A 21,182-nucleotide genomic window follows, 5' to 3' on the forward strand; every position below is an offset into this window, starting at 1 on the left:
CCCGATACTGGGGGTTCGGACCTAAGGGGGCGTGCTCGTTCTCGATTTTCGGGAATCGGACTACCGCCGGTATTCGGCCCGCTCAGCGCCGAAACGGGCGGTCATCTCTCGCGGCCGCGAGACGGTGGATTCACCACCCCGCCGCCCCGAACGAGCGACATGAACACGCTCCGAATCGCGGGCGGACAGGTGCTCCGCCCCGACGCGACGGTCGAGGACGCGGACGTACTCGTGGACCGCGACGAGGGAACCATCCTCGACATCGGCGCGGACCTCGACGCCGACGCCGACGAGACGCTCGACGCCGCGGGCTGTCTCGTCACGCCCGGTCTGGTGAACGCCCACTGCCACGTGGCGATGACGCTCCTGCGCGGCTACGCCGACGACAAGCCGCTCGACGCGTGGCTCCGCGAGGACATCTGGCCCGCGGAGGGCGCGCTCACGCCCGAGGACGTGCGCGCCGGCGCGGAACTCGGCCTCGTGGAGATGATTAAGTCGGGGACCACCGGGTTCGCGGATATGTACTTCCACGTCCCCGAAATCGCCGCCGCGGTCGAGGAGGCCGGCCTCCGCGCCCGCCTCGGCCACGGCGTCGTCACGCTCGGGAAGGACGACGCGGACGCGCGGGCCGACATCGACGAGAGCCTCGACGTGGCCCGCGAGTTCGACGGCGCGGCGGACGGCCGGATTCGGACCGCCGCGATGCCGCACTCGCTGACGACGGTCGCGGAGGAGTACCTCCACGAGTTCGTCGCCGACGCCCACGACGAGGGCATCCCGGTCCACTACCACGCCAACGAGACGACCGACGAGGTCGACCCCATCGTCGACGAGCGCGGCGAGCGCCCGCTGTCGTACGCGAAAGACCTCGGCATGCTCACCGCCGACGACTTCCTCGCTCACGGCGTCCACGTCGACGACGCGGAAATCGACCTGCTCGCGGACGCGGGCACCGGCGTCGTCCACTGCCCGGCGTCGAACATGAAGCTCGCCTCCGGCATGGCTCCCGTCCAGAAACTGCTCGACGCGGGCGTCACGGTCGGCCTCGGCACCGACGGCGCGGCCTCGAACAACGACCTCGACATGTTCGACGAGATGCGCGACGCCGCGATGCTCGGCAAACTCGCCGCCGAGGACGCCAGCGCCGTCGCCGCGCCCGACGTGGTACGGATGGCGACCGCCGGCTCCGCCGCCGCCGTCGACCTCCCCGGCGGCGCGCTCGAAGTCGGCGGCGCGGCCGACCTCGCCGTCGTCGACCTCGACGCGCCGCATCTCACGCCCGCGAACGACCTCGTGAGCCACCTCGCGTACGCCGCCCGCGGCTCCGACGTTCGCCACACGGTCTGTGACGGGCGGGTGCTGATGCGGGACCGCGAGGTGCTGACGCTCGACGAGGACGCCGTGATGGCCCGCGCCCGCGAGGCGGTCGCGTCGCTCCGCGAGCGCGTCTGAACCCCCCGTCCGGCCCGCCGCCGCCTCCGACTCGCCGCCGTCTGGTCCGGTCGCACCGCCCTCCAGCCTGCTACCCGGCCAGCTCGATGCGCAGTCCGTCGTCGGTCACGCTGACCTCCATGCGCTCGAACGTCCGGTGGTACTGCGCGACGTGTCGGCCGTCGCTGTGGTCGACCATGATGGACTTCTCGAACAGCGACGCCTCGTGAAGTCGCTTGACCTCCCGGTAGGCCGTCGACAGCGGCACGTCGGCCCGACAGCTCAGCTCCTTGACCGTCAGCGGCTCGTCGGCGACGCGGAGGAGGTCCGGAACTGCGGGGGCGCTCATCAGGGCGAACAACTCCTGTTCGGCGAGCGTCTTGCCGTTATCTATGACGAGCATCGGCCCTCGGCGGTACAATCTCACGGTTGACACTTGTAGATTCGGGGGCGGCGACCGCCTTCGGTAGGGTTTTCGGACCCCTCTCCGAACCCACGGGTATGAGCGAACACTACGCTCCCGTCTCCGAGCACCTCGACGACGTCGAGGCCGCCCGGACGGAGGGACGACGCAAGATGGACTGGGCGCTCCAGCACATGCCCATCCTGCAGGAGCTCCGCGAGCAGTTCGAGTCGGAACAGCCGCTCGCCGGCGAGGTCGTCGGCATGGCGATGCACGTCGAGGCGAAGACGGCGAACCTCGTCGAACTGCTGGCGCTCGGCGGCGCGGAAGTCGCCATCACCGGCTGTAACCCGCTTTCGACCCACGACGACGTGTCGGCGGCGCTCGACGCCAACGACGACATCACCTCCTACGCCGTCCGCGGCGTCGACGAGGAGGGCTACTACGCGGCCATCGACGCCGTCATCGCCCACGAACCGACCGTCACGGTCGACGACGGCATGGACATGGTCTTCACCATCCACGAGGAGTACCCCGAACTCATCGAGACCATCGTCGGCGGGGCCGAAGAGACCACGACCGGCGTCCACCGACTCCGCGCGATGGACGAGGACGGCGAACTGAACTACCCCGTCTTCGCCGTCAACGACACGCCGATGAAGCGCCTGTTCGACAACGTCCACGGCACGGGCGAGTCGTCTTTGGCCACCATCGCCATGACGACGAACCTCTCGTACGCCGGCAAGAACGTCGTCGTCGGCGGCTACGGCTACTGCGGCAAGGGCGTCGCCAAGAAGGCGTCCGGCCAGAACGCGAACGTCATCGTCACCGAGGTCGACCCCCGGCGCGCGCTCGAAGCCCACATGGAGGGCTACGACGTGATGCCGATGGAGGAGGCCGCGAAGGTCGGCGACGTGTTCATCACGACCACCGGCAACCGCGACGTCATCACCCGCGAGGACTTCGAGAACATGAAAGACGGCGTCCTGCTCGCCAACGCCGGCCACTTCGACATCGAAATCGACCTCGACGCGCTGTCGGACCTCGCGGTCGACGAGTACGAGGCCCGCGACGGCGTCGACGCCTACGAACTCGAAGACGGCCGCCGCCTGAACGTCCTCGCCGAGGGCCGCCTCGTCAACCTCGCGTCGCCCATCGCGCTCGGCCACCCGGTCGAGGTCATGGACCAGTCGTTCGGCGTGCAGGCCGTCGTCGTCCGCGAACTCGTCGAAAACGGCGACGACTACGACGCCGGCGTCCACGACGTGCCCGACGAACTGGACCGCGAAGTCGCCGAAATCAAGCTCGACGCCGAGGGCATCGAGTTCGACTCGATGACCGACGAACAGCGCGAGTACATGGGTAGCTGGGCCCACGGGACGTGAGCCGACCCGCGCTCTCTCTCGTTTCTCACAGCCGCCGCGCGTCAGCGACCGCGTTCGGCCCACTCGCCGGCGTTAGTGCGCGGCCATCTCCGAGAGGACGTTGACGCAGTAAATCCCGGCGAGGATGAGAAGCAGGCCGACGACGCCCGTCAGGTCGACCGGTTCGTCGAACGCGACGACGCCGATGGCCGCGACGCCGACGATGCCCAGCGCGGCCCACGTCCCGTACACCACGCCGATGGGGAGTTCTTCCAGCGTCAGCGAGACGAGGTAGAACGCGAGGCCGTAGCCGGCCACCACGCCGAGGCTCGGGAGAGGCTTCGAAAACCCTGCGGACAGTTTGAGCGCGGTCGTTCCGACGAGTTCCGACGCGATTGCGCCGGCGAGTAACACGTACGGGTTCATGTCCGTCGGTCCCGCCACGACCCGGATGAGCGTTCTGCAATCGCCCGCCACTTGCGGTCCGTTGCTCCCCGGTCAACAGGAACTATCAACTTACTAACCACCGGGCGACGGACACCTCCCCATGACCGAACTCGGGAACTAGGCCTGTCGACCTACGAGGAGAAGGCGTACCGGACGCTCCTCGCCACGGGAGCCGCGACGGCCGCGACCGTCTCGGACGCGAGCGGCGTCCCGAACGGCCGGGTCTACGACGTGCTCAACGGGCTTCGGTCGCGCCGACTGGTCCGCGCGCAGTCGACCCAGCCGACGCGGTACGCCGCCGTCGACCCGGGCGCGGCGGTCGAGCGACTGCTGGCCGAGCGCGCGGCGGAACTGCGCGAGGAGTGGACGCGATACCGCGACGTGGCCGACGCGGTCCGGTCGAACCTCCTGCCGACGCCGCCGGCGGACGGGAGCGTCTGGCTCGGCCGCCTCGGCGGCGACGAGATGCGGACGGCGATGCACGAACACGTCCGGGCGGCGACCGAGTCCGTCTCCGCCGCGGTCGGCCCGCCGTACGAGCGGGCGTCGTGGGAGACGCTCAGAACCGAGTTCGACGCGTTCTTCGAGGGCGCTCGGGACGACCTCGGCGTGTCGCTGCTCCTCAGCGACCCCGTGCTCGACTCGCTTCCCGACGAGTTTCGGGGCCTCGTGGCGTCGAAGCCCCAGACGGTTCGAATCCGCGTCCTGCCGCACCTGCCGGTCTCGTTCGACGTCGTCGACGAATCGGTCGCGTCGGTCGACATCCCGCACCCGCAGTCCGCCGCCGACCGCCTCGGCGTCGTCGTGGTGACGGACGCGGGCGTCGTCGACGAGTTCGACCGCCAGTTCCGGGCGCTGTGGGGGGACGCCGTCCCGCTTTTCGAGTGACGCCGCGCATCTCGTCTGCGCTCCCGGACGCCGGTCGCCCCATTTATCACCGCCCGCGGCCGACTCCCGACCATGTCTTCGAACAGAAAGGGAGACCGACGCGAGCGCGAACTCGTCAACGCTCTCGACGAGGCCGGCTTCGCCGTCATGCGCGCGCCCGCCTCCGGGAGCGCGACGACGCGCGAACTCCCCGACGTGCTCGCGGGCAACGGCGAGGTGTTCTACGCCATCGAGGCGAAGGCCTCCAGCGGCCGCCCCATCTACCTGAGCGGCGAGGAGGTCGAAGCGCTCGTCTACTTCTCGCGGAACTTCGGCGCGAAGGCTCGCATCGCCGTCCGGTTCGACCGCGAGGACTGGTACTTCTTCCACCCCGGCGACCTCTACGTGACCGACGGCGGGAACTACCGCGTCAAAAAGGAGACGGCGCTGGCGGAGGGCGAGGACTTCGAGTCGTTCACCGGCGGCCCGACGCAGACCAAACTCGGCGGCGACTGAGGTCGCGACGCGATTTTCCGCGCTCGCTCACGCCCGAGCGAGCCGCTCGCCGAGCGAGTTCGCGCCCACGAAGCCGCGCTCGACGCGGCTGAGCCGCGAGGCGGGGAACCGGTAGGCGTGCAGTTCACCGAGGTCGGAGAGACCGGCGTTCACCGGCAGCGAGTCGAGATAGACCGCCTCGAACGTCGGTTCGTGGTCGCCGTAGTCGGCGTTCGTCTCGTACGCCGAGACGAGGGTTCCCGTCTCCGTCGGCGTCTCGTCGGCGCGGGTGCCGAGCGCCCGCGTGACGACGAGGAGGCCGCCGCTCTCGCGGTCGCGGACGAGGTCGCCGGGGCGGTGGTCGTGGTCGCGACAGAGCTGCGGCCCCGTCGCGTCCATCGGAACGAACGTCTCGTCGCCGCAGACGGCGCAGGTGGCGCGCCGGCGGCCCGGCGGCGGGACCTCGCCGCGGGTGATTTCGATGGCGACCCGGCGGAGGTGCTTACAGCGGGCGTGCCGGATGGCGTTGTCGGGACAGGTGCAGGTGCGCGCCTCCACGTCGACGACGTAGGTGCCGCCGTCGGTCTCGACGACGTAGCGACCGTCTCGGAGCGGCCGGACGGCCATCGGTTCGACGCGGGCGCGGCGGGCGCGCCCGGACAGTCCGTCCGACGGAAGCGTTGTCTTGCGGCGCACCGGGCGGCGAGTCGACGCGGGTGTGTGTGCGATGTGCGTCATGGTGGTGCGGGATTCCGACCCTCCCAGCGGCCGTTCGGGGTCGGTTTCCGTCACCTGCGTGTAGGTTCTCGAACGACCTAAACCCTCGTTTCGTGTGGAAAATCGGGCGCGTGAGTGGCTCTCGTCGGGCATCCGCTCATCGAAGACCTTTTAGAACGGCCGCGGATACGTCGTCGCATGGCTATCGAAGCGGAGATGCGGCGGAAGATTGCCGTCTCCATCGTCGCGGTCGGGGTGTTTATCGCCCTCATCGTCGGCATCGGTGCGACCTACAACCAGAGTGGACTCGTCTCCACCGGCGGGCTCGCACTCGTCGGCGCTATCACGGCGTTCGTCCTCGTGATGGCTGGTATCGGCGTTTGGCTGTCGCGTTCTTCCTAATCCGGCTGGTCGGTTTCGACGACGGGTTCGCCGTCGCGCGGGCGCTCGACACGCAGCGGCGGCGCTCGCGGGTCGGCTACGTCGTCAGCAAGGACTCCGTCAGTCGGCGGCTTCGTCCGCGGCGTCCGCGTCCGCGTCGTTCGTCGCCGTCTCGAAGTAGTTCATCGGGTGCTTGATGGTGTCACAGCGGTCGTCGCGGTTCACACAGAGGTCGTACGCCTGCATCGTCTCGCAGGTCGGCGGCGCGTACTGCGACCCGCTCGAATCCGCGAGGACGGTCGCCCGCTTCTGCAACGCCTCGGCGGTTTCGTCGCCGACGACGCCCCCGACCTCATCGGGGTCGAGGCCGACGCCGACGAGGAACGCCGCGAGCGCGAACGCCGCCTCGTTCGGGAGCGACTCGCCCTCTCGCGCCCGCGCCAACAGCGCCTCGACGCAGGGCGGGAAGTGGTCGGGGTCCACCGCGTCGACGTAGACGACGTTGACCGCGCCGCGGTCCGAAAGCAGGTTCCGCAGGCGCTCGACGTGGGGTTTGAGCGCGTCGGCGAGTCGGTCGCCCGCGTCGCTGCCGCGGACGGCGAAGGGAAGCCCCTCTGCGACCCGGCGGCGGACCGCCTCGCGGAGCAGTTCCGAGAGCTCCTCGCGGGTGACGCGGACCGCGCCGTCGGCCAGCGAGCGGTTGACGAGCCGCCAGTCCGCGCCCCAGTCGGTGTCGGAGTAGGTGAGGTACGGTCCCACGTCGACCCAGTAGTTGTCGGGCGCGCGTCGGCTGTTCCGGTTCCGGTTCGACTCGGCCCGCACCGCGCCGTCGAGGTCGAACTCGCGGAGGAAGTCGTCGAGGCTCGCGCGGGCCTCACCGTGGACGTCGTCGTCGCCGGCGTCGAAGTCGGCGAGCATGCGCTCGTAGGACGTGTCGGCCTCGGCGCGGGCGTACTTGTCCACCGCCGCGGGCGTCTCGACGAGCGAGACGATGATGCGCGAGATGGGGTACGAAAGCAGTTCCGTCTTGGTCTCCCGCGGGTAGGCCTCGCCGGGGTCGGGTTCGACGGTGCCCTCCATGAGGGCGCGTTCGACGCGCTCGACGCCACGCTCGACGGCCGGGGCGTCCTCTGCGACGAGCGTCGCGATGGCGACGTCCGCCGATTCGACCGCCTCTCTGGCCGCGGCGAAAAACGGGTATCGGGCGTGGAGCGGGCGCATCCGCATACCGCCACGTTCCGGGTGCCCACCGATAAACGCGACGGATTCGGCGGTGGCGGCGTGGGCCGTGCGGCCGAGTCTCGCACCCGCTCCGCCGCGACGACGGCGCATCACACAACCTATTACCGACCACTTCCTCAGGCTCTCACGTGCCGCACTTCGATTACCCGTGTCCGGACTGCCGCGCCACGACCAGTCTCCACGACGCCGACTGCCGCTTCGAGGGGACCCCGTGGGTCGAAGTCGAGCGGGCCTACGTCGACATCGTCTCCGTTCTCGCGGGCGGCCCGTGCGACGAGGAGACGCTCCGCCGCGAAGCGCCGGGCGAGTGGGGGCCGCTCCAACAGGCCGCGCTCCGCCGACTCAAGCGCGACGAGCGGGTGTCGGACGCGAATTCGGGCGTCCTCCGACTGCGCACCGCCGAGGAGTTCAGAGAGGAGGTCTCGGAGCCGACCCGGGAGCCGATGCGGACGCTCCACCAGTACGGGAGCGTCCCCGGCTGTCACGACAACGCCGTCTTCGCCATGATAGCGTGGTACGAGATGGTCGGCCTGTCGTGGCCCGAGACGCGCGAAAACGTCGTCAACTGGCTCCGCGACACCGGCGCGTGGGACCGCGGCGGCTTCGAGGAGGCGACGCCCGCCGAACTCGTCGAGAAGAAGCGCCACGTCTACGAGGCGGGCTACGGCTGGAAGGAAAAGGCCGTCTCGGCCAAGCGCGTCATCGACCGCTACCGCTCTTGAGTCGACGCCGCGACCGAACCGCGTCATCGCGGCCGACGAGTCGGGCGGCGCGGTCGCTGACCGGTGAGAATCGAGAGAAACGAGTGGGACGGCTCGGTGGTCGGACAACGACGCGGCCGCCGAAACGTCCGCTCAGTCGCTCTGGATGCGCGGGGCGAGCATGTACGTGATGGTGCCCATCCCCTCAGCGATTTGGTAGTGAAGCTTGACCGGGAACTCCTCGCCGAGTTCGACGGTGACCTCGGCGTCGGTCGGAATCGCCTTGTTCATGTCTTTGAGATAATCGAGCGAGAACAGCGAGTCGGCCGCGCCGGCTTCGATGCTGATGAGGTCCGCCGGGGGAAGCGACAGGTCCACGTCGTCGGTGTCGCCTTCGGCCTCGATGTGGAACGTCTCTTCGGCGCCGTCGACGCGGAGGCGGATGTGGTCCGAAACCATGTCGGCCGCCTTGATACCGCGGTCGAGGTGCGTCCCTTCGAGGACGATGTTCGCTGCGAGGTCGAGGTCCGGAATGTCGGGCTCCTGGCGAATCGAGTCGGGGTCGATGAGCGCGAGCGTGTACGACAGCCCGTCGATGCGGATGTTGAGCTTGCGCGTCTCCTCGTCGAGCGTGAGGTGGATGAGGTCGCCCGCGCCCGCCATCCCGGCGACCTCTTCGAGGCGCGAGAGGTTGACACCGATGACGCCGCCGTGGGCTTCGTAGGATTCGAACGCCGCCGCGTCGAGCGTGAGGTCCACCATGCCGACGTTCGCGGGGTCGACGGCGCGGATGGAGAGGCTCTCCTCGTTGAGTCGAATCTTACACTCGTCGACGAGGACGCTCACGGAGTCGAGCGCGTCCCGGAGCGTCGCGGCGCTCACGATGGCCTTGAACATATGTGCCGTCGTACGACAGCGGTCTTAAAAATACTCCTGATTTGGACTCATCGCAATATGATGTTCGCACGCTCTCCCGCGTGCGCGCTCCCGCGAGCACCCCACCGTTCCCCTCGGCTCTCCATGGGTGTTGTTGTCACTGTCTTCGTACATAGCTAACCCGACGATTTCGAGGGTTTCGGGCTTCAAAGCACTCAAATAGCTGATTGTGTAACTCCAGGCCATGGCGAACGAGGAGACGAACCCAGCCGCCCGCCGACGAGGTGCCGAGCGATGACCGACGCCGCCGATGTCGATGTTGACGCCGACACCGACGCGACTACGACCCGCGTCGCCTTCGTCTGCGTCCAAAACGCCGGCCGGAGCCAGATGGCGACGGCCTTCGCCCGCCGGGAGCGCGACGAGCGCGGCGTCGGCGACCGCATCGAGGTCGTCACCGGCGGCACCGACCCCGCCGACCACGTCCACGACGAGGTCGTCGAGGTCATGGGCGAGAAGGGGTTCGACCTCGCCGACGAGACGCCCCGCGCAATCGAGCAGGACGAGATTATGAACGTGGATATCGTCGTCACGATGGGTTGTTCGGCCGAGGGCATCTGTCCCATGACGTGGCGCGGCGACGCCCGCGACTGGGACCTCGACGACCCGGACGGCCGGGACCTCGATGCGGTCCGGGCGATTCGCGACGACATCGAGGGGCGCGTTTCGGCGCTGTTCGACGAACTCGCGGGTTAGCCGAACAGCCGCTCTCGGAGCGACCGTCGCCGGGGGCGCTCGGCCAGCAACACGGTCGTCTCGAGGTCGTCGAGCACGGACAGCGCCAGCGACCCGCCGACGAGTCGGGACAGCAGGCCGGTCTCCGTCGCGCCGACGAGGACGAGCGACTTGTCCGCCGCCGCCTCGCCGATGACGGTCTCCACGTCGCCCGTCTCGACCAGTTGCTCCACTCCGTGTAGGTCGTGTTCCGCGACCCACTGTTCGAGGAACCCCCGACCGGCCGCGACCTCGTCAGCGACGTGCAGCACCGAGATGTGCGCGTCGGTCGTCGCTTGCAGCGCTCGTGCGACCTCCGCGGAGAGGTCAGACGAGTGCCCGCCCGCCGTCGGGAGCAGCACCTCGCTCGGGTCGAACTCCTCCCCGTCGAGGACGACCACGTCGCACGGGAGGTCGTGCGTCAGTTCGTCGAGCGCGCCCTCGACCCGTCCGCCGGCGAGTTTCGCGCCGCTGTGGCCCATGATGACCCGGTCGACGCCGTGTTGGCGCGCCGCGTCGAACACCTCCGCGAGCCCCTCGTGGGAGAGAATCGTCCGCGTGTCGACCGGCACGTCCAACTGTTCGACGTCGGCTCGCGCGTCGGCCATGAGCCGTTCCGACGCCTTCGAGATGCGGTCGCGTTGGTCGTCGGCGGCCGCCAGCGAGGTTTGGTCCGGGACCTGAATGACGTGGGTCGCGAGGACCCGCCCGCCGTCGAACTTCGCGAGCGCGGCCGCGAGCGTCACGAGCGCCCGCTCGGTTCGGGGGTTCGAAACCGCGACCATCGTCGTCGTCGCGGGCGCGTCGTCGATGCGACCCGACCCGTTCGGCGCGACCGTCGCCGCGGCGTCGACGACCGTGTTCGGTAGCTCGTCGCCCCGAGAGAGGATGTGCCGACCGAGAAGCCCCTGTCTGTCGGCGTTGTTGCGTGCGTACACGAAGTACCAGACCACGGCACCGACGACGAACAGCCCCGAAAGCAGGAGCTCTTCCCCGCCGACGAACGCCAGCAGTCCGAGCGAGAGCGCCATGCCGACGAGCGGCGTAACCGGGTACAGCGGCACGGTGAACGCCGGGTCGTACTCCGGGTCAGTCTCCCGGAAGACGATGAGCGCCGCGTTCATGAGCGCGTAGACGACGAGGTGGAGGACGCTCGCGGCTTTCGCCAACACCTCGATGTCTCGGCCGAGCGCCGCGATGAAGAGGATGATGACGGCACCCGTGACGAGAATCGACCGGTAGGGCGTCGCGTAGTTCGGGTGAATCTCGTTGAGCCAGTTGGTGACGACTCGGTCCCGGCCCATCGCGAAGTTGATTCGGGCCGACGCCAGAATCGACGCGTTCGCGCTGGAGACGGTCGCGAGGAGCGCGCCCAGCGTCACGACGGTGACGGCGAGGCCGGCCAGCCCGCCGGGGAACGCGAGTTGCGTCGCCTGCGTCAGCGGCGCGCTCTGGCTCAGGTCCGGCCACGGCACCACGCCGAGCATGATGCTCACGAGAATCGCGTAGAGGACGGTGACGATGGCGACGCTCCCGATAACCGCCAGCGGGAGGTTCCGGCCGGGGTTCTTCAGCTCCTCGGCGACGGTCGCAATCTTCGCGTAGCCGAGAAACGAGACGAACACGAGCGCCGTCCCCGGCAGGATGGCACCGTAGCCGAACGGCGCGATACCGCCGTCACCGACGAGCGTTGCGACGTCGAACGACAGCCAGCCCTGGACCGCGAACAGGGCCAGAATCGCCAACAGGACGGTGACGATGACCGTCTGTACGCCGCCGGTCTCCTTGGCACCGATGTAGTTGACGCCCACGAAGACGGCCCCGGCGACGAGCGCGCCGACTTGCACCTCGTTGAGAAAGAGGAACTCCGGCATCGGCACGAGCGTCGCGAGGTACTGCCCGAAGCCGATGCTGTAAAACGCGGAGGCGAACGCCAGCCCCATCCAGTCGCCGAGGCCGGCGATAGAGCCGAACAGCGGCCCGAGCGCGCGGTTGACGTAGTAGCCGCCGCCGGCTTTCGGCATCGCGGTGCCGAGTTCGGAGACCGAAAGCGCGTTCACCAGCGCGATGAGCCCCCCGACGACGAACGAGGCGACGACGACCGGGCCGGCGGTGCTGGCCGCGACGCCGGGTAGGACGAAGATGCCCGCGCCGATCATCGTCCCGATGCCGATAGTCAGCGCCGACAGGAGGCCGAGGTCCTTCGCGAGTTCCTCGTCGCTCATCCGTTGGCCTCCGTGCTGGGACCCTCGCTCCGTCGCTTCGGAACCCGCTGTTCGGGTCGGAGCGCCGCGCTGTCGGCCGTCTCGGTGACGTTCGTCTCGTGCATAGTCGCTACCCGGTTGTGTAACGATATATGTTCTACCCTTTCACTTCGAATTCGAAAATAGAAATGAATATAATTTCTAAGAACGAAATCCTCGTGAGTCATCCGTCTCCGGGCTGGCTCGTCTTCGCGGTCCCTCACGGGCCGGTACGGGGCCGTCCTCACCTCGCGGCTCCTCGGTCGAGCAGTTCCGTCTCGCAAGACGGGCGTCGTCCAGACAAGCCTTATATGAAAACGCGGGGTAGCTAACTTCGCAAACCAAAACGCGACACAGTCACCGATGCCATATCGCAACACCGACCACCGGCTCGACGAGATTGACCGCCGCATCCTCTACGCCCTGATGGACGATGCGCGTAACACGTCCGCCAGCACGCTCGCGGCGGAGGCCGGCGTCTCCGGAGCCACTATCCGGAACCGAATCCACAAGCTCGAAGACTCCGGCATCATCCGCGGCAGCACCGCGCAGGTCGATTTCGAACTCGCCGGCGGGAAGCTCACGAACCTCTATCTCTGCGACGTTCCCGTGACCGAACGAGAGGCGCTCGCCCACGAGGCGCGGGCGATTCCGGGCGTCATCAACGTCCGGACGCTGATGACCGGTCGCCGCAACCTCCACGTCCTCGCGGTCGGCGAGAGCACCGGCGACCTCCGGCGCGTCGCGCGGTTGCTCACCGACATCGGCATCCACATCGAAGACGAAGACCTGCTCGAAGAGGAGCTGTTCGCCCCCTACGGCCCGTTCGACCCCGACGACGGCGGTCACGCGCCCGAAGCCAACGATTTCATCAGCCTCACCGGCGACGCGAGCGTCGTCGAGGTCCCCGTGCAGTCCGACGCGCCGATAGCCAGCCTCACGCTCGAAGACGCCTCCGAGCGGGGGATTCTCGACGACGAGACGCTCGTCATCGCCATCGAGCGGGGCGACCGCGAACTCACCCCGCACGGGGACACGGTCATCGAGCCGGACGACATCGTGACGGTTCTCTCCCGCGCCGGCGGGGACGCGGATGCGGACGCGCTGTCGGCGTTCCGCGGTCCACAGACGGAGTCGTCTCCGGGCTGACTTCGGCGGTGTCGCGTCCGCGGTCCCCGCGCTGGCAGCCGCGCCGCCCCGTCTCCGGGCGCTATCCGATGTGCCTTTCCGGGCTGACCACGTCACACCCGATATGAACGCGAATTCGCCGGCTGTTCCCACGCGGAACATCACGGGCAGTTCAACGAGGTAAGCATGGCACGGAAAGACCACTACTACAACAAGGCCAAACAGGAGGGCTACCGCGCCCGCTCGGCCTACAAGCTGAAGCAACTCGACGGCGACGCGGGTCTGTTCGGCCCCGGCAACACCGTCGTCGACCTCGGTGCCGCCCCCGGCGGGTGGCTCCAGGTCGTCTCCGAAGAAGTCGGTGACCACGGCAAGGTCGTCGGCGTCGACCTCCAGCGAATCCGCGGCATCGACCGCGACAACGTCCAGACGATTCGCGGCGACATGACCGAAGACGAGACGAAGGAGGAACTGACGGCCGTCATCGGTGAGCGCGGAGCCGACGCCGTCGTCTCCGACATGGCACCGAACATGACCGGCGAGTACTCGCTGGACCACGCCCGCTCCGTCTACCTCGCCCGACAGGCGTTCGAGGTCGCACAGGAGCTGTTGGCGACCGGCGGCGACTTCGCCGTGAAGGTGTTCGACGGCCCCGACGTGGCGGACCTCCGCGCCGACATGGAACGGGAGTTCCAGTACGTTCGGTCGATGCGCCCCGACGCCTCCCGCGATAGCTCCTCCGAGCAGTACCTCGTCGGCAAGCACTTCCTCACCGCCCCGGTTCGGAAGGGCGACGAACTCGACGTGGAAATCGTCGACGTGGGGAGCGAGGGCGACGGCATCGCCAAAGTCGAGGAGTTCACGCTGTTCGTCTCCGGGACGGAGGCGGGCGACATGCCGACGGTCCGCGTCACCGACGTGAAACCGCGGTTCGCGTTCGCTGAACCAATCGACGACGAAGACTGAGCGCGCCGACCGCACGCCGATTCCCGCGTCGAGTCCGGCGCGTCCCGTGCCCGCCCGCGACCGCGCCGACGGCTCCGCGCCCGCCGCAATTTGTGTCTAACTTCGGGCAACCATTATCCGTGTTTGACACGACTCCGCTCGTGTCACCCATGTCAGCAGATACGACGACCACCGAGTCCCAACCGTTGTTCACCGGCCTCCCGTCGGGTATCGTTCCGTACGTCGCCATCCTCGGGGCATTGGCGTCCGTGTACGCCCACCTCTCTCTCGCGCCGGTGTTGATGCAGTTCGACCAGACGCAGGCGATTCTGTTCGTCCTCGCGGGCGTCGGCTTCCTCGCGGGCATCGCCGTCTACCTGAGCAAGTTCTGGCGGCGCGAGTTCTACCTCGTCGCCATCGCGTTCGCGCTCGCTCAAATCGCGGCGTGGGCCGTCATGAGCGGGCGAGTCAGCGAGATGGCGATTCTCTCGAAGGGCGGCGAGGCCGTCTTCAGCGCCGCGGCGGCGTACCTCTATCTGAGCGACTCGCCCGAGACCGACGGGGCCGCCTGAGCCACGTCCCGCGTTCGACCCGTCGCCCCGCCGTCTCGACGTTCTGGCGGTCCGCCGCCCCGTCGCATCTTTTCACTCAACGACCACGAGGTCGAGTCGGAGCCCCGTCCGGCAGCCCTTCCAACCGCCGCGACAGGCCCCGGTGGCGAGGATGTCGCCGAACGACGTGTAGGTCCCGCAGTTCGGACAGCGAATCCCCATCTCCATCCCGTCTCGCTCGGTGAGCCTGTGGTGGTGCTCGTCGGCCATACATCGTGTGGTATGCTACCAAAAGAGATAAGCCGTCCGTCGCCCCGGCCGGCGTCTCAGTCCGCGACCCAGCCGTCGGTCGAGGACTCGTCGTCGCCGCGGAGGAGCGCGACGGTCCCGTAGACGAACGGGGTGTCCACGATTGCGATGAGGAGCTTCAGGAGGTACTGGCCGACGGCGAGGCCGACGAGGACGTTCCACGGGAGCACGTCTCCGATGCCGAGGACCGTCGGCGCGGCGTAGAACCCGACGCCGACGAAGATGACCGTGTCGATGGCCTGACTCGTCGCCGTCGAGACGATGTTGCGGAGCCAGAGAAGCGAGCCGTCGGTCAGCTCGCGGATGCCGTGGAAGACGACGACGTCCCAGTTCTGACTCACGAGGTACGCGAGCAGGCTCCCGGCGACGACGTTCGTCCCCGACGAGAGCACCGTGGCGAACTGCGCGGCGAACTCGGGGTTCGCGGCGGGCGCGGCGATGGTGCTCCAGACGAGGCCGAGGAGGACGAAGTTCATGGCGAAGCCGACGTTCACCATGACCTGCGCCGCCCGGCGGCCGTACAGTTCGGAGTAACAGTCGGACGCGAAGAAGGTGAGCGCGTACGCCAGCGCCGCTCCCGGCATGAGGATGGCCGCGCCGACGAACGGGAGTTCGCCCACCGCCGACGGCAGGGGAATCGAGAGCAGTTTCGACGCCGTCAACTGCGCCGTCGTCAGCGCGGTGACGAACAGGCCGACGAGGGCGACTTGTCCGATGGCCGAGCGCCCCTCACTCATCTTCGACGAGGCGGTTGTGTCGGTCGTCGATTTCGTCGAGGATGTCGAGCGTCTTCCGGATGGACGCCCGAACCGCATCGCTTCGGTTCACGAACTTCTTGTCGTCGCCGACGTGCTCGTCTAAGTCCGCGAGCAGTTCGTCGGGTATCTCGACGCTTATCTTGGCCATACTCGGGGATTCTCATGAGAATACTTAACGCCTTTTCAACGGCCTCAGCGGCGATATCTGGCGCGTCTTCGCGTCGTCGAGTCGACGGGTTCGTGACGCCCCTCGCGGGTGCGCCGTGCTCACTCCGCCGCGCCGCGGGCGGGCGAGAGGTCGCGCCGGCCGCCGACCGTCAGCACGAACAGGACGCCGAGACCGACGCCGTAGGCCGCCATCAGCGGGAGCGTCACCATGAACATCGTCGTGATGCTCGCGGGGGTGAACACCGCCGAGATGGCGAGGATGAACACCGTGACCTCGCGCCAGCGATTCCGCATCATCCGGTAGCTGATGCCGGCGGTGTTGAGAAGCACCATCAGGATGGGCACGTCGGCGAGGAGGCCGATGCCCGCGGTGGTGAAGAAGATGAGCCAGAAGAAGTTGGTGATGCGGTAGGTGATTATCATGTTCGCCGCGAGCGCGTCTTCGACGAGGAACGTGATGACCGTCGGCGCGACGTAGGTGTAGCCGAGCGCGAAGCCGCCGAGGAGGCCGCCGGCGAGCGCGCCGGTCCACACGAAGACCGTCCGGCGACGCTTGCGGATGATGTTGCGCTCGCGGAGCGCGGGCCACACGAAGTACGCGACGAGCGGGAGCGTCGCCAGCACGGCCAGAATCGTCGAGAACTTCACCTCGAAGATGAGCGCCTCCATCGGGTGGAGCGCGACGACGTTGAGGACTTCCTCGGGTCGCACGGCGGCTGGCAGTCGGCCGAGGAAGTCGTCGTACACGTCCCTGATACCGCCGGTGTAGAGCCAGCCGAACGTCGTCGCGAGGACGAGCATGAACCAGCCGACGACCCAGAACGCCCGCGAGGTGAGCGAGTCGACGATGAACGCGATGTCGGTGTAGTAGCCGCCGATGTCGTCCTCGTCGGTCTCGCCTTCGGTCAGTTCGGAGACGAACGCGCCGCCCGCGCGGGTCGTCCGGTCTTCGAGTTCGCCCGGTTCGTCTTCGGCGTCGGCCGCTTCGGCCTCGCGGTCCGCCTCGGCCTCGTCGAATCGGTCGATGAGCGCCTGCGCTTTGGCCTTGTCGCCGTCGTCGATGGCGGCCGACGCGAGGGCCATCACCTCGTCTTCTTCGAGGTCTGCGAACGCCTCCGGCGGCGCGGCGCGGACGCCCGCCACGTCGAGCGCCGAGAGGTCGAGTTTCGTCGGGTCACCGACGCCGATTTCGGTCCGTTCGAGTCGCTCGATGTCGCGGTAGACGAGGTAGGCGAGTCCGAACGCGAGGCCGACGAAGCCGCCGGCGACGACGAACGCGCCCAACGCGACCCCCGAACCGGGAGCGAGGAACACGTAGTCGCTGCCGATTGCGGCGAGGCCGTCGTTCGCGAGTTCGACGCCGCCGTACTCGTAGAAGGCGTAGACGAGGAGGCCGACGACGACGCCGACGCCCGCGAGGAGGTTCCAGTGGGTTGTCGCGGTCGATTTGACGTCTATCTTCTCGCTGCCGCGTTTGGCCGTGACGACCACGCGAGCGAGATAGAGGCTGAAGGCGTACAGCAAGATGACGGGCACCGCCCACATGATTTGGGTGAACGGGTCCGGCGGGGTGAACAGTGCGCCGAAGGCGAAGATGCCGACGATGGCGTGCCGCCACTTGTCGCGGAACAGCTCGTAGGGGACGACTTCGGCGTACGAGAGCCCGGTCATCGCGAGCGGGAGTTGGCTCGCGAGGCCGAACGAAAGCGTGAGCAGGAAGATGAACTGCGCCCACTTCACGATGGAGTAACTCGGCGTGAAGCCGGCGGAAATCGCGTTCTGCGCGAGGAACGCGAACGTGAACGGGAAGAAGACGAAGTAGCCGTAGGCGACCCCCGCGGCGAACAGCGCGACCATCGTCAGTCCGATGAGCGCGAGTTTCCACGGCGCGACGGGCGATTTAGGCCACGCGTCCCGTGCTTTCAGCGCGCCCCGCGAGACGTAGATAAACGGCGGAAGCGCGAACAGCACCCCCACGACGAGACCGATTTTGGCCTGCAAGAGAATCACGTCGAAGGGGGTCTGGGCGATGATGCTGACGTTGCCGGAGACGCTGGCGTCCATCTGCGCCTTGGTCACGCCACGGAAGAACTCCCAGACGTAGAGTCGGAGCGCGTAGAACGTGCCGAGGAACCCGACGAGGAAGACGATAAAGACCTTCTGGAGGTCTTTTTGCGCCGCTCGGAGCATCGCACCGGCGGTCTCGCGGCCCGCCGCGATGGTCTGTTGGGTGTCCTCGTCGAGGGCGCTGGACATACGTACGTGGCGAAAGCAGTCTGGTGGTTATCAATCTTTTTCACCGCGGGCGTGAGTTCGGCTCCCTCGGCGCGCCTCCTCAGGGCGATGCGAAAAGACCTATAACTGGCCGGAAGCGTAGGACACCTGAATGGCGGACGAGGAGCGTGACGCAGGGCTCTCTGCGGCCGACGACGAGACGGACGCCTCGGACGACACCGACCAGCGCTCGTCCGACGGCGACGCCGACGACGCCGACGACGCGTCTTCGTCGTCTGACGGTCCGGTTTACGGTCGAGTCACCCCGCGAGACGAGACCGTCACCCATGGGTCTGACGACGACGCTTCTGCCGACGTTGCTGCCGAGACGGGCGACAACGGCGACGACTCCGATTCCGACACCGACGCGGCTCCCGACGACGCGGATGATTCAGCTACCGACTCCGACGCCGACTCTGACGACGAACCGCGTCTCCTCGCGGACGACGAACACACGTCGCACGTTCCCGAGGGGACATACGACGATTCGAGCGACGAGTCGGCTGACGACGTCGACCCGGACGCGGCGGCCGACGGCGCGAGCCCGGCGCTGACCGGCGAGGACGAGATGGGCGGTGTGGCCCCGTCGTCCGTCTCCGCCGAGGACGCCGACTTCGACGACGAGGACGTCGGCGGCCTCGTCGGCGAGGCCCCCGAGAGCGACCAGGAGATGCCGCTGACCGCGCACATCGAGGAGATGATTCGCCGGTTGGCGGTCGTCCTCGGCGTCGCCGGCGCGATTACGCTCGTGCTGTTTCCCGGCGCGGACATCCTCAACGCGCTCGTGGACACGCAGGCCGCCTTCGGCGTCCACATCCCGAGCGCGACCGACGTCATCAACTTCCTCTGGAACTCCCACATCCCCGGCGCGGAGACCATCGTCGACCGCCGGCCGCGGCTCTACGGCCCGCTCGAACTCATCCTCACCAAACTGAAGGTCGCCGGCCTCGCCGGGACCGTCATCGGCCTCCCCGTGTTCGTCTACGAGACGTACCTGTTCATGCGCCCCGGTCTCTACCCCAAAGAGCGCAAGTACTACCTCGCGGCCGTCCCGACGAGCCTCGTCCTCGCGCTCGTCGGCGTCCTCTTTGCCCACTTCGTGGTGCTGCCGGCCATCTTCGCGTACTTCACCTCCTACACCGAGGGGACCGCGGTCGTCGCGTTCGGCCTCAAGGAGACGTTCAACCTCATTCTCATCCTGATGGGCTACATGGCGGTCGTCTTCCAGATTCCGCTGTTCGTGGAACTGGCCATCATGATGAACCTCGTCACCCGACGGTGGCTCGAAGACCGCCGCCTGCTGTTCTGGGGCGCGTTCCTCGGCCTCGCGTTCCTCGTCAGCCCCGACCCGACCGGGATGGCCCCCATCATCATCGGCGCGACGATGATTACCCTGTTCGAGGGGACGCTCGCGGCCTTACGCTGGACCGGGAACTGACCGGCGTCTCGTTTTCCTCCCGTCGCTCCCTCGGCCGGGTCGTTCTGCCTCGCTTTCACCGACGGCCGCCCGTTCAGAAGACCTATGTCATAATAGTTGGAATCGTGACACGATGGCCGACCTCGTCGCCCTGTCTGCGGTCGCCCTCCCGCTCTGGTTCGCCGTGAGCGTCTGGGCCGGCATCGACGCGACCAGACACAGTTCGCACAACGCCTTCCTCTGGAGCCTCTCGGTGTTCGTCGGCGGGATTCTCGGCTTGGCGCTGTACCTCAACCCCGGGCGCGACGAACCCGGGGTGGGCCGCCGCGCGGGTCAGTCGCGGTCGCCGGACGGCATCTCTTCCGCCCGTACCGAGACCGTCTCCTGTCCGAACTGCCACTCGCTGGAGGAAGCCGACCGGGATACCTGCCGTTTCTGCGGCGAGTCGCTGTAACGCGCCGAATCTCCCCGAGACCGCGGGGAATCACACTGCGTCCGACGACTCCGTCGCCTTCCGATTCTCGGCCGCGACCACTCCCTCGACGCGCGTCTTCAGCCCCTCGTTCATGGCGACGAATCCCGCCCGGGTTTGCTCGCCGACGAACCGCAACAGGAGTCCGGCGAGGACGCCCGAGAACGTCTCCGCGTGTTCGAACCGGGTGCGCTCGCCGCCGTCGAGCGGTTCGAGGCGGAACCGGTGTTCGCCGTCGAACAGTCCCGGAACCACGAGGTGGCCGACCCAGCGCAGTTCGCGGTGCTTCTCGCAGTAGACTACGTCGGGTTCGAACTCCGACTCGCGGCCGCCCGGCGGTCGCAGGTGGACGGTGAGCGTCGCGCCCTCGTTCGGTCGCCCGGCGATTCGCATGAACGGGTTCCATTCGGGGTAGCGGTCGAAGTCGACGAGCGCCTCCCACACCCGCTCGGGCGGGGCGTCTATCTCGATGCTCGTGACGAGTTCGTGTGCCATACCTAACAGTTGGGCGGCCGAGACCGTGAATCTCGCGCGGAACGTTCATTGCCGGTGAGGAGAGAGACGGACGTATGGCAACCCTCCTTCTCGCCAGACACGGCGAGACGACGTGGAACCGCGCCGGGCGCGTACAGGGGTGGGTCCCTGTGTCGCTCACAGAGCGCGGCCGCGAGCAGGCCGACGCCCTCGCGCGCCACGTCGCGGACAGCTACGAGGTCGACCGCCTCGTCTCCTCCGACATCGAACGCGCCCAAGAGACCGCCCGCCCCGTCGCCCGCGAACTCGGCCTCGAACCCGTCCTCGACTCGGCGTGGCGCGAGCGCGACGTGGGGTCGTTTCAGGGGCTCGAATTCGACGAACTCACCGACCGGTACCCGCAGTACTTCCTCTCGGCGGTCGGCGCGCCCGCCGCCCGCGAGCGCCCTCCGAGCGGCGAGAGCCTCGTCGAGGTCCGCCGCCGCGTCCTCAACGCTCACGAGGGGCTCGCCGACTCGCTCGACGCCGACGAGACGGTGCTCGTCGTCAGCCACGGCGCGCCGATTCGGCTGTCGCTCGGTGAGGTGAAGGGCCTCGACATCGTCGAGACGATGCTGTCGCAACCGCTCGACAACGGCGGCATCTGCGAGTTCGAAGTCGAACTGAGCGACGACGGCGACGAACCGCTCGTCCACGTCGTCGCCGAGAACGAGACGCGATTTCTGACGACGTAGGTCGGTCCGGC

24 protein-coding genes are annotated in these 21,182 nt (G+C 68.1%); 13 read left to right on the forward strand and 11 right to left on the reverse strand.

Annotated elements, in window-relative coordinates; translation table 11 throughout:
* The first annotated feature begins 159 nt into the window (after positions 1-159).
* The gene (locus HVO_RS05510; RefSeq protein WP_004045279.1) at positions 160-1,452 is read left to right on the forward strand and encodes an amidohydrolase; all 1,293 of its coding nucleotides are present in this window, start codon (positions 160-162) and stop codon (positions 1,450-1,452) included.
* A 70-nt stretch (positions 1,453-1,522) separates the two neighbouring features.
* Here the strand turns inward: HVO_RS05510 and HVO_RS05515 are convergent, their stop codons facing one another.
* Positions 1,523-1,834, reverse strand: a complete 312-nt coding sequence (locus HVO_RS05515; protein ID WP_004045280.1) for a helix-turn-helix domain-containing protein — start codon at positions 1,832-1,834, stop codon at positions 1,523-1,525.
* A 98-nt stretch (positions 1,835-1,932) separates the two neighbouring features.
* On the opposite strand from HVO_RS05515, the gene HVO_RS05520 reads away from it, so the two are divergent.
* Complete coding sequence (locus tag HVO_RS05520; protein ID WP_004045281.1) at positions 1,933-3,219, forward strand: adenosylhomocysteinase; 1,287 nt, start codon at positions 1,933-1,935, stop codon at positions 3,217-3,219.
* A gap of 72 nt (positions 3,220-3,291) precedes the next feature.
* Here HVO_RS05520 and HVO_RS05525 read toward each other — a convergent pair whose 3' ends face one another.
* Entirely contained in the window at positions 3,292-3,624 is a 333-nt protein-coding gene (locus tag HVO_RS05525) for a DMT family transporter (RefSeq protein ID WP_004045282.1), read from the reverse strand.
* A gap of 51 nt (positions 3,625-3,675) precedes the next feature.
* On the opposite strand from HVO_RS05525, the gene HVO_RS05530 reads away from it, so the two are divergent.
* Together HVO_RS05530 and hjc are read left to right on the forward strand one after the other, a co-directional pair.
* Positions 3,676-4,533, forward strand: a complete 858-nt coding sequence (locus HVO_RS05530; protein ID WP_013035564.1) for a TrmB family transcriptional regulator — start codon at positions 3,676-3,678, stop codon at positions 4,531-4,533.
* Positions 4,534-4,605: 72 nt separating this feature from the next.
* Positions 4,606-5,028 carry a Holliday junction resolvase Hjc gene (hjc, locus tag HVO_RS05535; RefSeq protein WP_004045284.1) on the forward strand — a complete coding sequence of 141 codons (423 nt, stop codon included), beginning with the start codon at positions 4,606-4,608 and terminating at the stop codon, positions 5,026-5,028.
* A gap of 27 nt (positions 5,029-5,055) precedes the next feature.
* Here hjc and HVO_RS05540 read toward each other — a convergent pair whose 3' ends face one another.
* Complete coding sequence (locus HVO_RS05540) at positions 5,056-5,703, reverse strand: SWIM zinc finger family protein (protein WP_004045285.1); 648 nt, start codon at positions 5,701-5,703, stop codon at positions 5,056-5,058.
* Positions 5,704-5,922: 219 nt separating this feature from the next.
* On the opposite strand from HVO_RS05540, the gene HVO_RS05545 reads away from it, so the two are divergent.
* On the forward strand, positions 5,923-6,126 hold the full coding sequence (locus HVO_RS05545) for a DUF7472 family protein (RefSeq protein ID WP_004065604.1): 204 nt from the start codon (positions 5,923-5,925) through the stop codon (positions 6,124-6,126).
* A gap of 99 nt (positions 6,127-6,225) precedes the next feature.
* On the opposite strand, the gene HVO_RS05550 is transcribed toward HVO_RS05545, so the two are convergent.
* Positions 6,226-7,326: a DNA primase gene (locus HVO_RS05550; protein ID WP_013035269.1), complete on the reverse strand. Its 1,101-nt coding sequence runs from the start codon at positions 7,324-7,326 to the stop codon at positions 6,226-6,228.
* A 149-nt stretch (positions 7,327-7,475) separates the two neighbouring features.
* Between HVO_RS05550 and HVO_RS05555 the strand changes: the two genes are divergently transcribed.
* Complete coding sequence (locus tag HVO_RS05555; protein WP_004045288.1) at positions 7,476-8,069, forward strand: DUF7474 family protein; 594 nt, start codon at positions 7,476-7,478, stop codon at positions 8,067-8,069.
* Positions 8,070-8,201: 132 nt separating this feature from the next.
* On the opposite strand, the gene HVO_RS05560 is transcribed toward HVO_RS05555, so the two are convergent.
* Entirely contained in the window at positions 8,202-8,945 is a 744-nt protein-coding gene (locus HVO_RS05560) for a DNA polymerase sliding clamp (protein ID WP_004045289.1), read from the reverse strand.
* 273 nt (positions 8,946-9,218) lie between these two features.
* On the opposite strand from HVO_RS05560, the gene HVO_RS05565 reads away from it, so the two are divergent.
* Positions 9,219-9,680: an arsenate-mycothiol transferase ArsC gene (locus tag HVO_RS05565; protein WP_004045290.1), complete on the forward strand. Its 462-nt coding sequence runs from the start codon at positions 9,219-9,221 to the stop codon at positions 9,678-9,680.
* Here HVO_RS05565 and HVO_RS05570 read toward each other — a convergent pair.
* Positions 9,677-11,923 (reverse strand): amino acid permease, encoded by a 2,247-nt coding sequence (locus HVO_RS05570; protein ID WP_004045291.1) that lies wholly within the window; start codon positions 11,921-11,923, stop codon positions 9,677-9,679. The genes HVO_RS05565 and HVO_RS05570 overlap by 4 nt on opposite strands.
* Before the next feature lie 381 nt (positions 11,924-12,304).
* Between HVO_RS05570 and HVO_RS05575 the strand changes: the two genes are divergently transcribed.
* The 3 genes from HVO_RS05575 to HVO_RS05585 all read left to right on the forward strand — a co-directional run bounded on the left by HVO_RS05575 (position 12,305) and on the right by HVO_RS05585 (position 14,586).
* The gene (locus HVO_RS05575; protein WP_004045293.1) at positions 12,305-13,090 is read left to right on the forward strand and encodes an Lrp/AsnC family transcriptional regulator; all 786 of its coding nucleotides are present in this window, start codon (positions 12,305-12,307) and stop codon (positions 13,088-13,090) included.
* Positions 13,091-13,255: 165 nt separating this feature from the next.
* Entirely contained in the window at positions 13,256-14,035 is a 780-nt protein-coding gene (locus HVO_RS05580; RefSeq protein WP_004045294.1) for a 23S rRNA (uridine(2552)-2'-O)-methyltransferase, read from the forward strand.
* Between the two features lie 149 nt (positions 14,036-14,184).
* The gene (locus tag HVO_RS05585; protein WP_004045295.1) at positions 14,185-14,586 is read left to right on the forward strand and encodes a DUF7475 family protein; all 402 of its coding nucleotides are present in this window, start codon (positions 14,185-14,187) and stop codon (positions 14,584-14,586) included.
* Between the two features lie 72 nt (positions 14,587-14,658).
* Here the strand turns inward: HVO_RS05585 and HVO_RS20805 are convergent, their stop codons facing one another.
* The 4 genes from HVO_RS20805 to tatCt all read right to left on the reverse strand — a co-directional run bounded on the left by HVO_RS20805 (position 14,659) and on the right by tatCt (position 18,056).
* Positions 14,659-14,835 carry a hypothetical protein gene (locus tag HVO_RS20805; protein ID WP_004045296.1) on the reverse strand — a complete coding sequence of 59 codons (177 nt, stop codon included), beginning with the start codon at positions 14,833-14,835 and terminating at the stop codon, positions 14,659-14,661.
* A gap of 56 nt (positions 14,836-14,891) precedes the next feature.
* A complete protein-coding gene (locus tag HVO_RS05590) occupies positions 14,892-15,611 on the reverse strand; it encodes a queuosine precursor transporter (protein ID WP_004045297.1) in 720 nt (239 codons plus the stop codon).
* A complete protein-coding gene (locus HVO_RS05595; RefSeq protein WP_004045298.1) occupies positions 15,604-15,780 on the reverse strand; it encodes a ribbon-helix-helix domain-containing protein in 177 nt (58 codons plus the stop codon). The genes HVO_RS05590 and HVO_RS05595 overlap by 8 nt, the downstream gene beginning before the upstream one ends.
* Positions 15,781-15,899: 119 nt before the next feature.
* Entirely contained in the window at positions 15,900-18,056 is a 2,157-nt protein-coding gene (gene tatCt, locus HVO_RS05600) for a Sec-independent protein translocase protein TatCt (protein ID WP_004045299.1), read from the reverse strand.
* Positions 18,057-18,186: 130 nt separating this feature from the next.
* Here tatCt and tatCo point away from each other — a divergent pair, with 130 nt between their 5' ends.
* Positions 18,187-19,512 carry a Sec-independent protein translocase protein TatCo gene (gene tatCo / locus HVO_RS05605; RefSeq protein ID WP_004045300.1) on the forward strand — a complete coding sequence of 442 codons (1,326 nt, stop codon included), beginning with the start codon at positions 18,187-18,189 and terminating at the stop codon, positions 19,510-19,512.
* 112 nt (positions 19,513-19,624) lie between these two features.
* Positions 19,625-19,945: a hypothetical protein gene (locus tag HVO_RS05610; RefSeq protein ID WP_004045301.1), complete on the forward strand. Its 321-nt coding sequence runs from the start codon at positions 19,625-19,627 to the stop codon at positions 19,943-19,945.
* A gap of 30 nt (positions 19,946-19,975) precedes the next feature.
* Here the strand turns inward: HVO_RS05610 and HVO_RS05615 are convergent, their stop codons facing one another.
* Positions 19,976-20,458: an SRPBCC domain-containing protein gene (locus tag HVO_RS05615; protein WP_004045302.1), complete on the reverse strand. Its 483-nt coding sequence runs from the start codon at positions 20,456-20,458 to the stop codon at positions 19,976-19,978.
* Positions 20,459-20,532: 74 nt separating this feature from the next.
* Here HVO_RS05615 and HVO_RS05620 point away from each other — a divergent pair, with 74 nt between their 5' ends.
* Positions 20,533-21,171 (forward strand): histidine phosphatase family protein, encoded by a 639-nt coding sequence (locus HVO_RS05620; RefSeq protein ID WP_004045303.1) that lies wholly within the window; start codon positions 20,533-20,535, stop codon positions 21,169-21,171.
* Positions 21,172-21,182 lie beyond the last annotated feature (11 nt).

Origin of the sequence: Haloferax volcanii DS2, assembly GCF_000025685.1 — an archaeon.
GTDB lineage: Archaea > Halobacteriota > Halobacteria > Halobacteriales > Haloferacaceae > Haloferax > Haloferax volcanii.

Excerpts from the sequence above, each read along its gene's own strand:
- HVO_RS05510 (WP_004045279.1), top strand. The coding sequence starts at position 160 with ATGAACACGCTCCGAATCGCGGGCGGACAGGTGCTCCGCCCCGACGCG.
- HVO_RS05515 (WP_004045280.1), bottom strand. The coding sequence starts at position 1,834 with ATGCTCGTCATAGATAACGGCAAGACGCTCGCCGAACAGGAGTTGTTC.
- HVO_RS05520 (WP_004045281.1), top strand. The coding sequence starts at position 1,933 with ATGAGCGAACACTACGCTCCCGTCTCCGAGCACCTCGACGACGTCGAG.
- HVO_RS05525 (WP_004045282.1), bottom strand. The coding sequence starts at position 3,624 with ATGAACCCGTACGTGTTACTCGCCGGCGCAATCGCGTCGGAACTCGTC.
- hjc (WP_004045284.1), top strand. The coding sequence starts at position 4,606 with ATGTCTTCGAACAGAAAGGGAGACCGACGCGAGCGCGAACTCGTCAAC.
- HVO_RS05545 (WP_004065604.1), top strand. The coding sequence starts at position 5,923 with ATGGCTATCGAAGCGGAGATGCGGCGGAAGATTGCCGTCTCCATCGTC.
- HVO_RS05550 (WP_013035269.1), bottom strand. The coding sequence starts at position 7,326 with ATGCGCCCGCTCCACGCCCGATACCCGTTTTTCGCCGCGGCCAGAGAG.
- HVO_RS05560 (WP_004045289.1), bottom strand. The coding sequence starts at position 8,945 with ATGTTCAAGGCCATCGTGAGCGCCGCGACGCTCCGGGACGCGCTCGAC.
- HVO_RS05565 (WP_004045290.1), top strand. The coding sequence starts at position 9,219 with ATGACCGACGCCGCCGATGTCGATGTTGACGCCGACACCGACGCGACT.
- HVO_RS05570 (WP_004045291.1), bottom strand. The coding sequence starts at position 11,923 with ATGAGCGACGAGGAACTCGCGAAGGACCTCGGCCTCCTGTCGGCGCTG.
- HVO_RS05575 (WP_004045293.1), top strand. The coding sequence starts at position 12,305 with ATGCCATATCGCAACACCGACCACCGGCTCGACGAGATTGACCGCCGC.
- HVO_RS05580 (WP_004045294.1), top strand. The coding sequence starts at position 13,256 with ATGGCACGGAAAGACCACTACTACAACAAGGCCAAACAGGAGGGCTAC.
- HVO_RS05585 (WP_004045295.1), top strand. The coding sequence starts at position 14,185 with ATGTCAGCAGATACGACGACCACCGAGTCCCAACCGTTGTTCACCGGC.
- HVO_RS20805 (WP_004045296.1), bottom strand. The coding sequence starts at position 14,835 with ATGGCCGACGAGCACCACCACAGGCTCACCGAGCGAGACGGGATGGAG.
- HVO_RS05590 (WP_004045297.1), bottom strand. The coding sequence starts at position 15,611 with ATGAGTGAGGGGCGCTCGGCCATCGGACAAGTCGCCCTCGTCGGCCTG.
- HVO_RS05595 (WP_004045298.1), bottom strand. The coding sequence starts at position 15,780 with ATGGCCAAGATAAGCGTCGAGATACCCGACGAACTGCTCGCGGACTTA.
- tatCt (WP_004045299.1), bottom strand. The coding sequence starts at position 18,056 with ATGTCCAGCGCCCTCGACGAGGACACCCAACAGACCATCGCGGCGGGC.
- tatCo (WP_004045300.1), top strand. The coding sequence starts at position 18,187 with ATGGCGGACGAGGAGCGTGACGCAGGGCTCTCTGCGGCCGACGACGAG.
- HVO_RS05610 (WP_004045301.1), top strand. The coding sequence starts at position 19,625 with ATGGCCGACCTCGTCGCCCTGTCTGCGGTCGCCCTCCCGCTCTGGTTC.
- HVO_RS05615 (WP_004045302.1), bottom strand. The coding sequence starts at position 20,458 with ATGGCACACGAACTCGTCACGAGCATCGAGATAGACGCCCCGCCCGAG.
- HVO_RS05620 (WP_004045303.1), top strand. The coding sequence starts at position 20,533 with ATGGCAACCCTCCTTCTCGCCAGACACGGCGAGACGACGTGGAACCGC.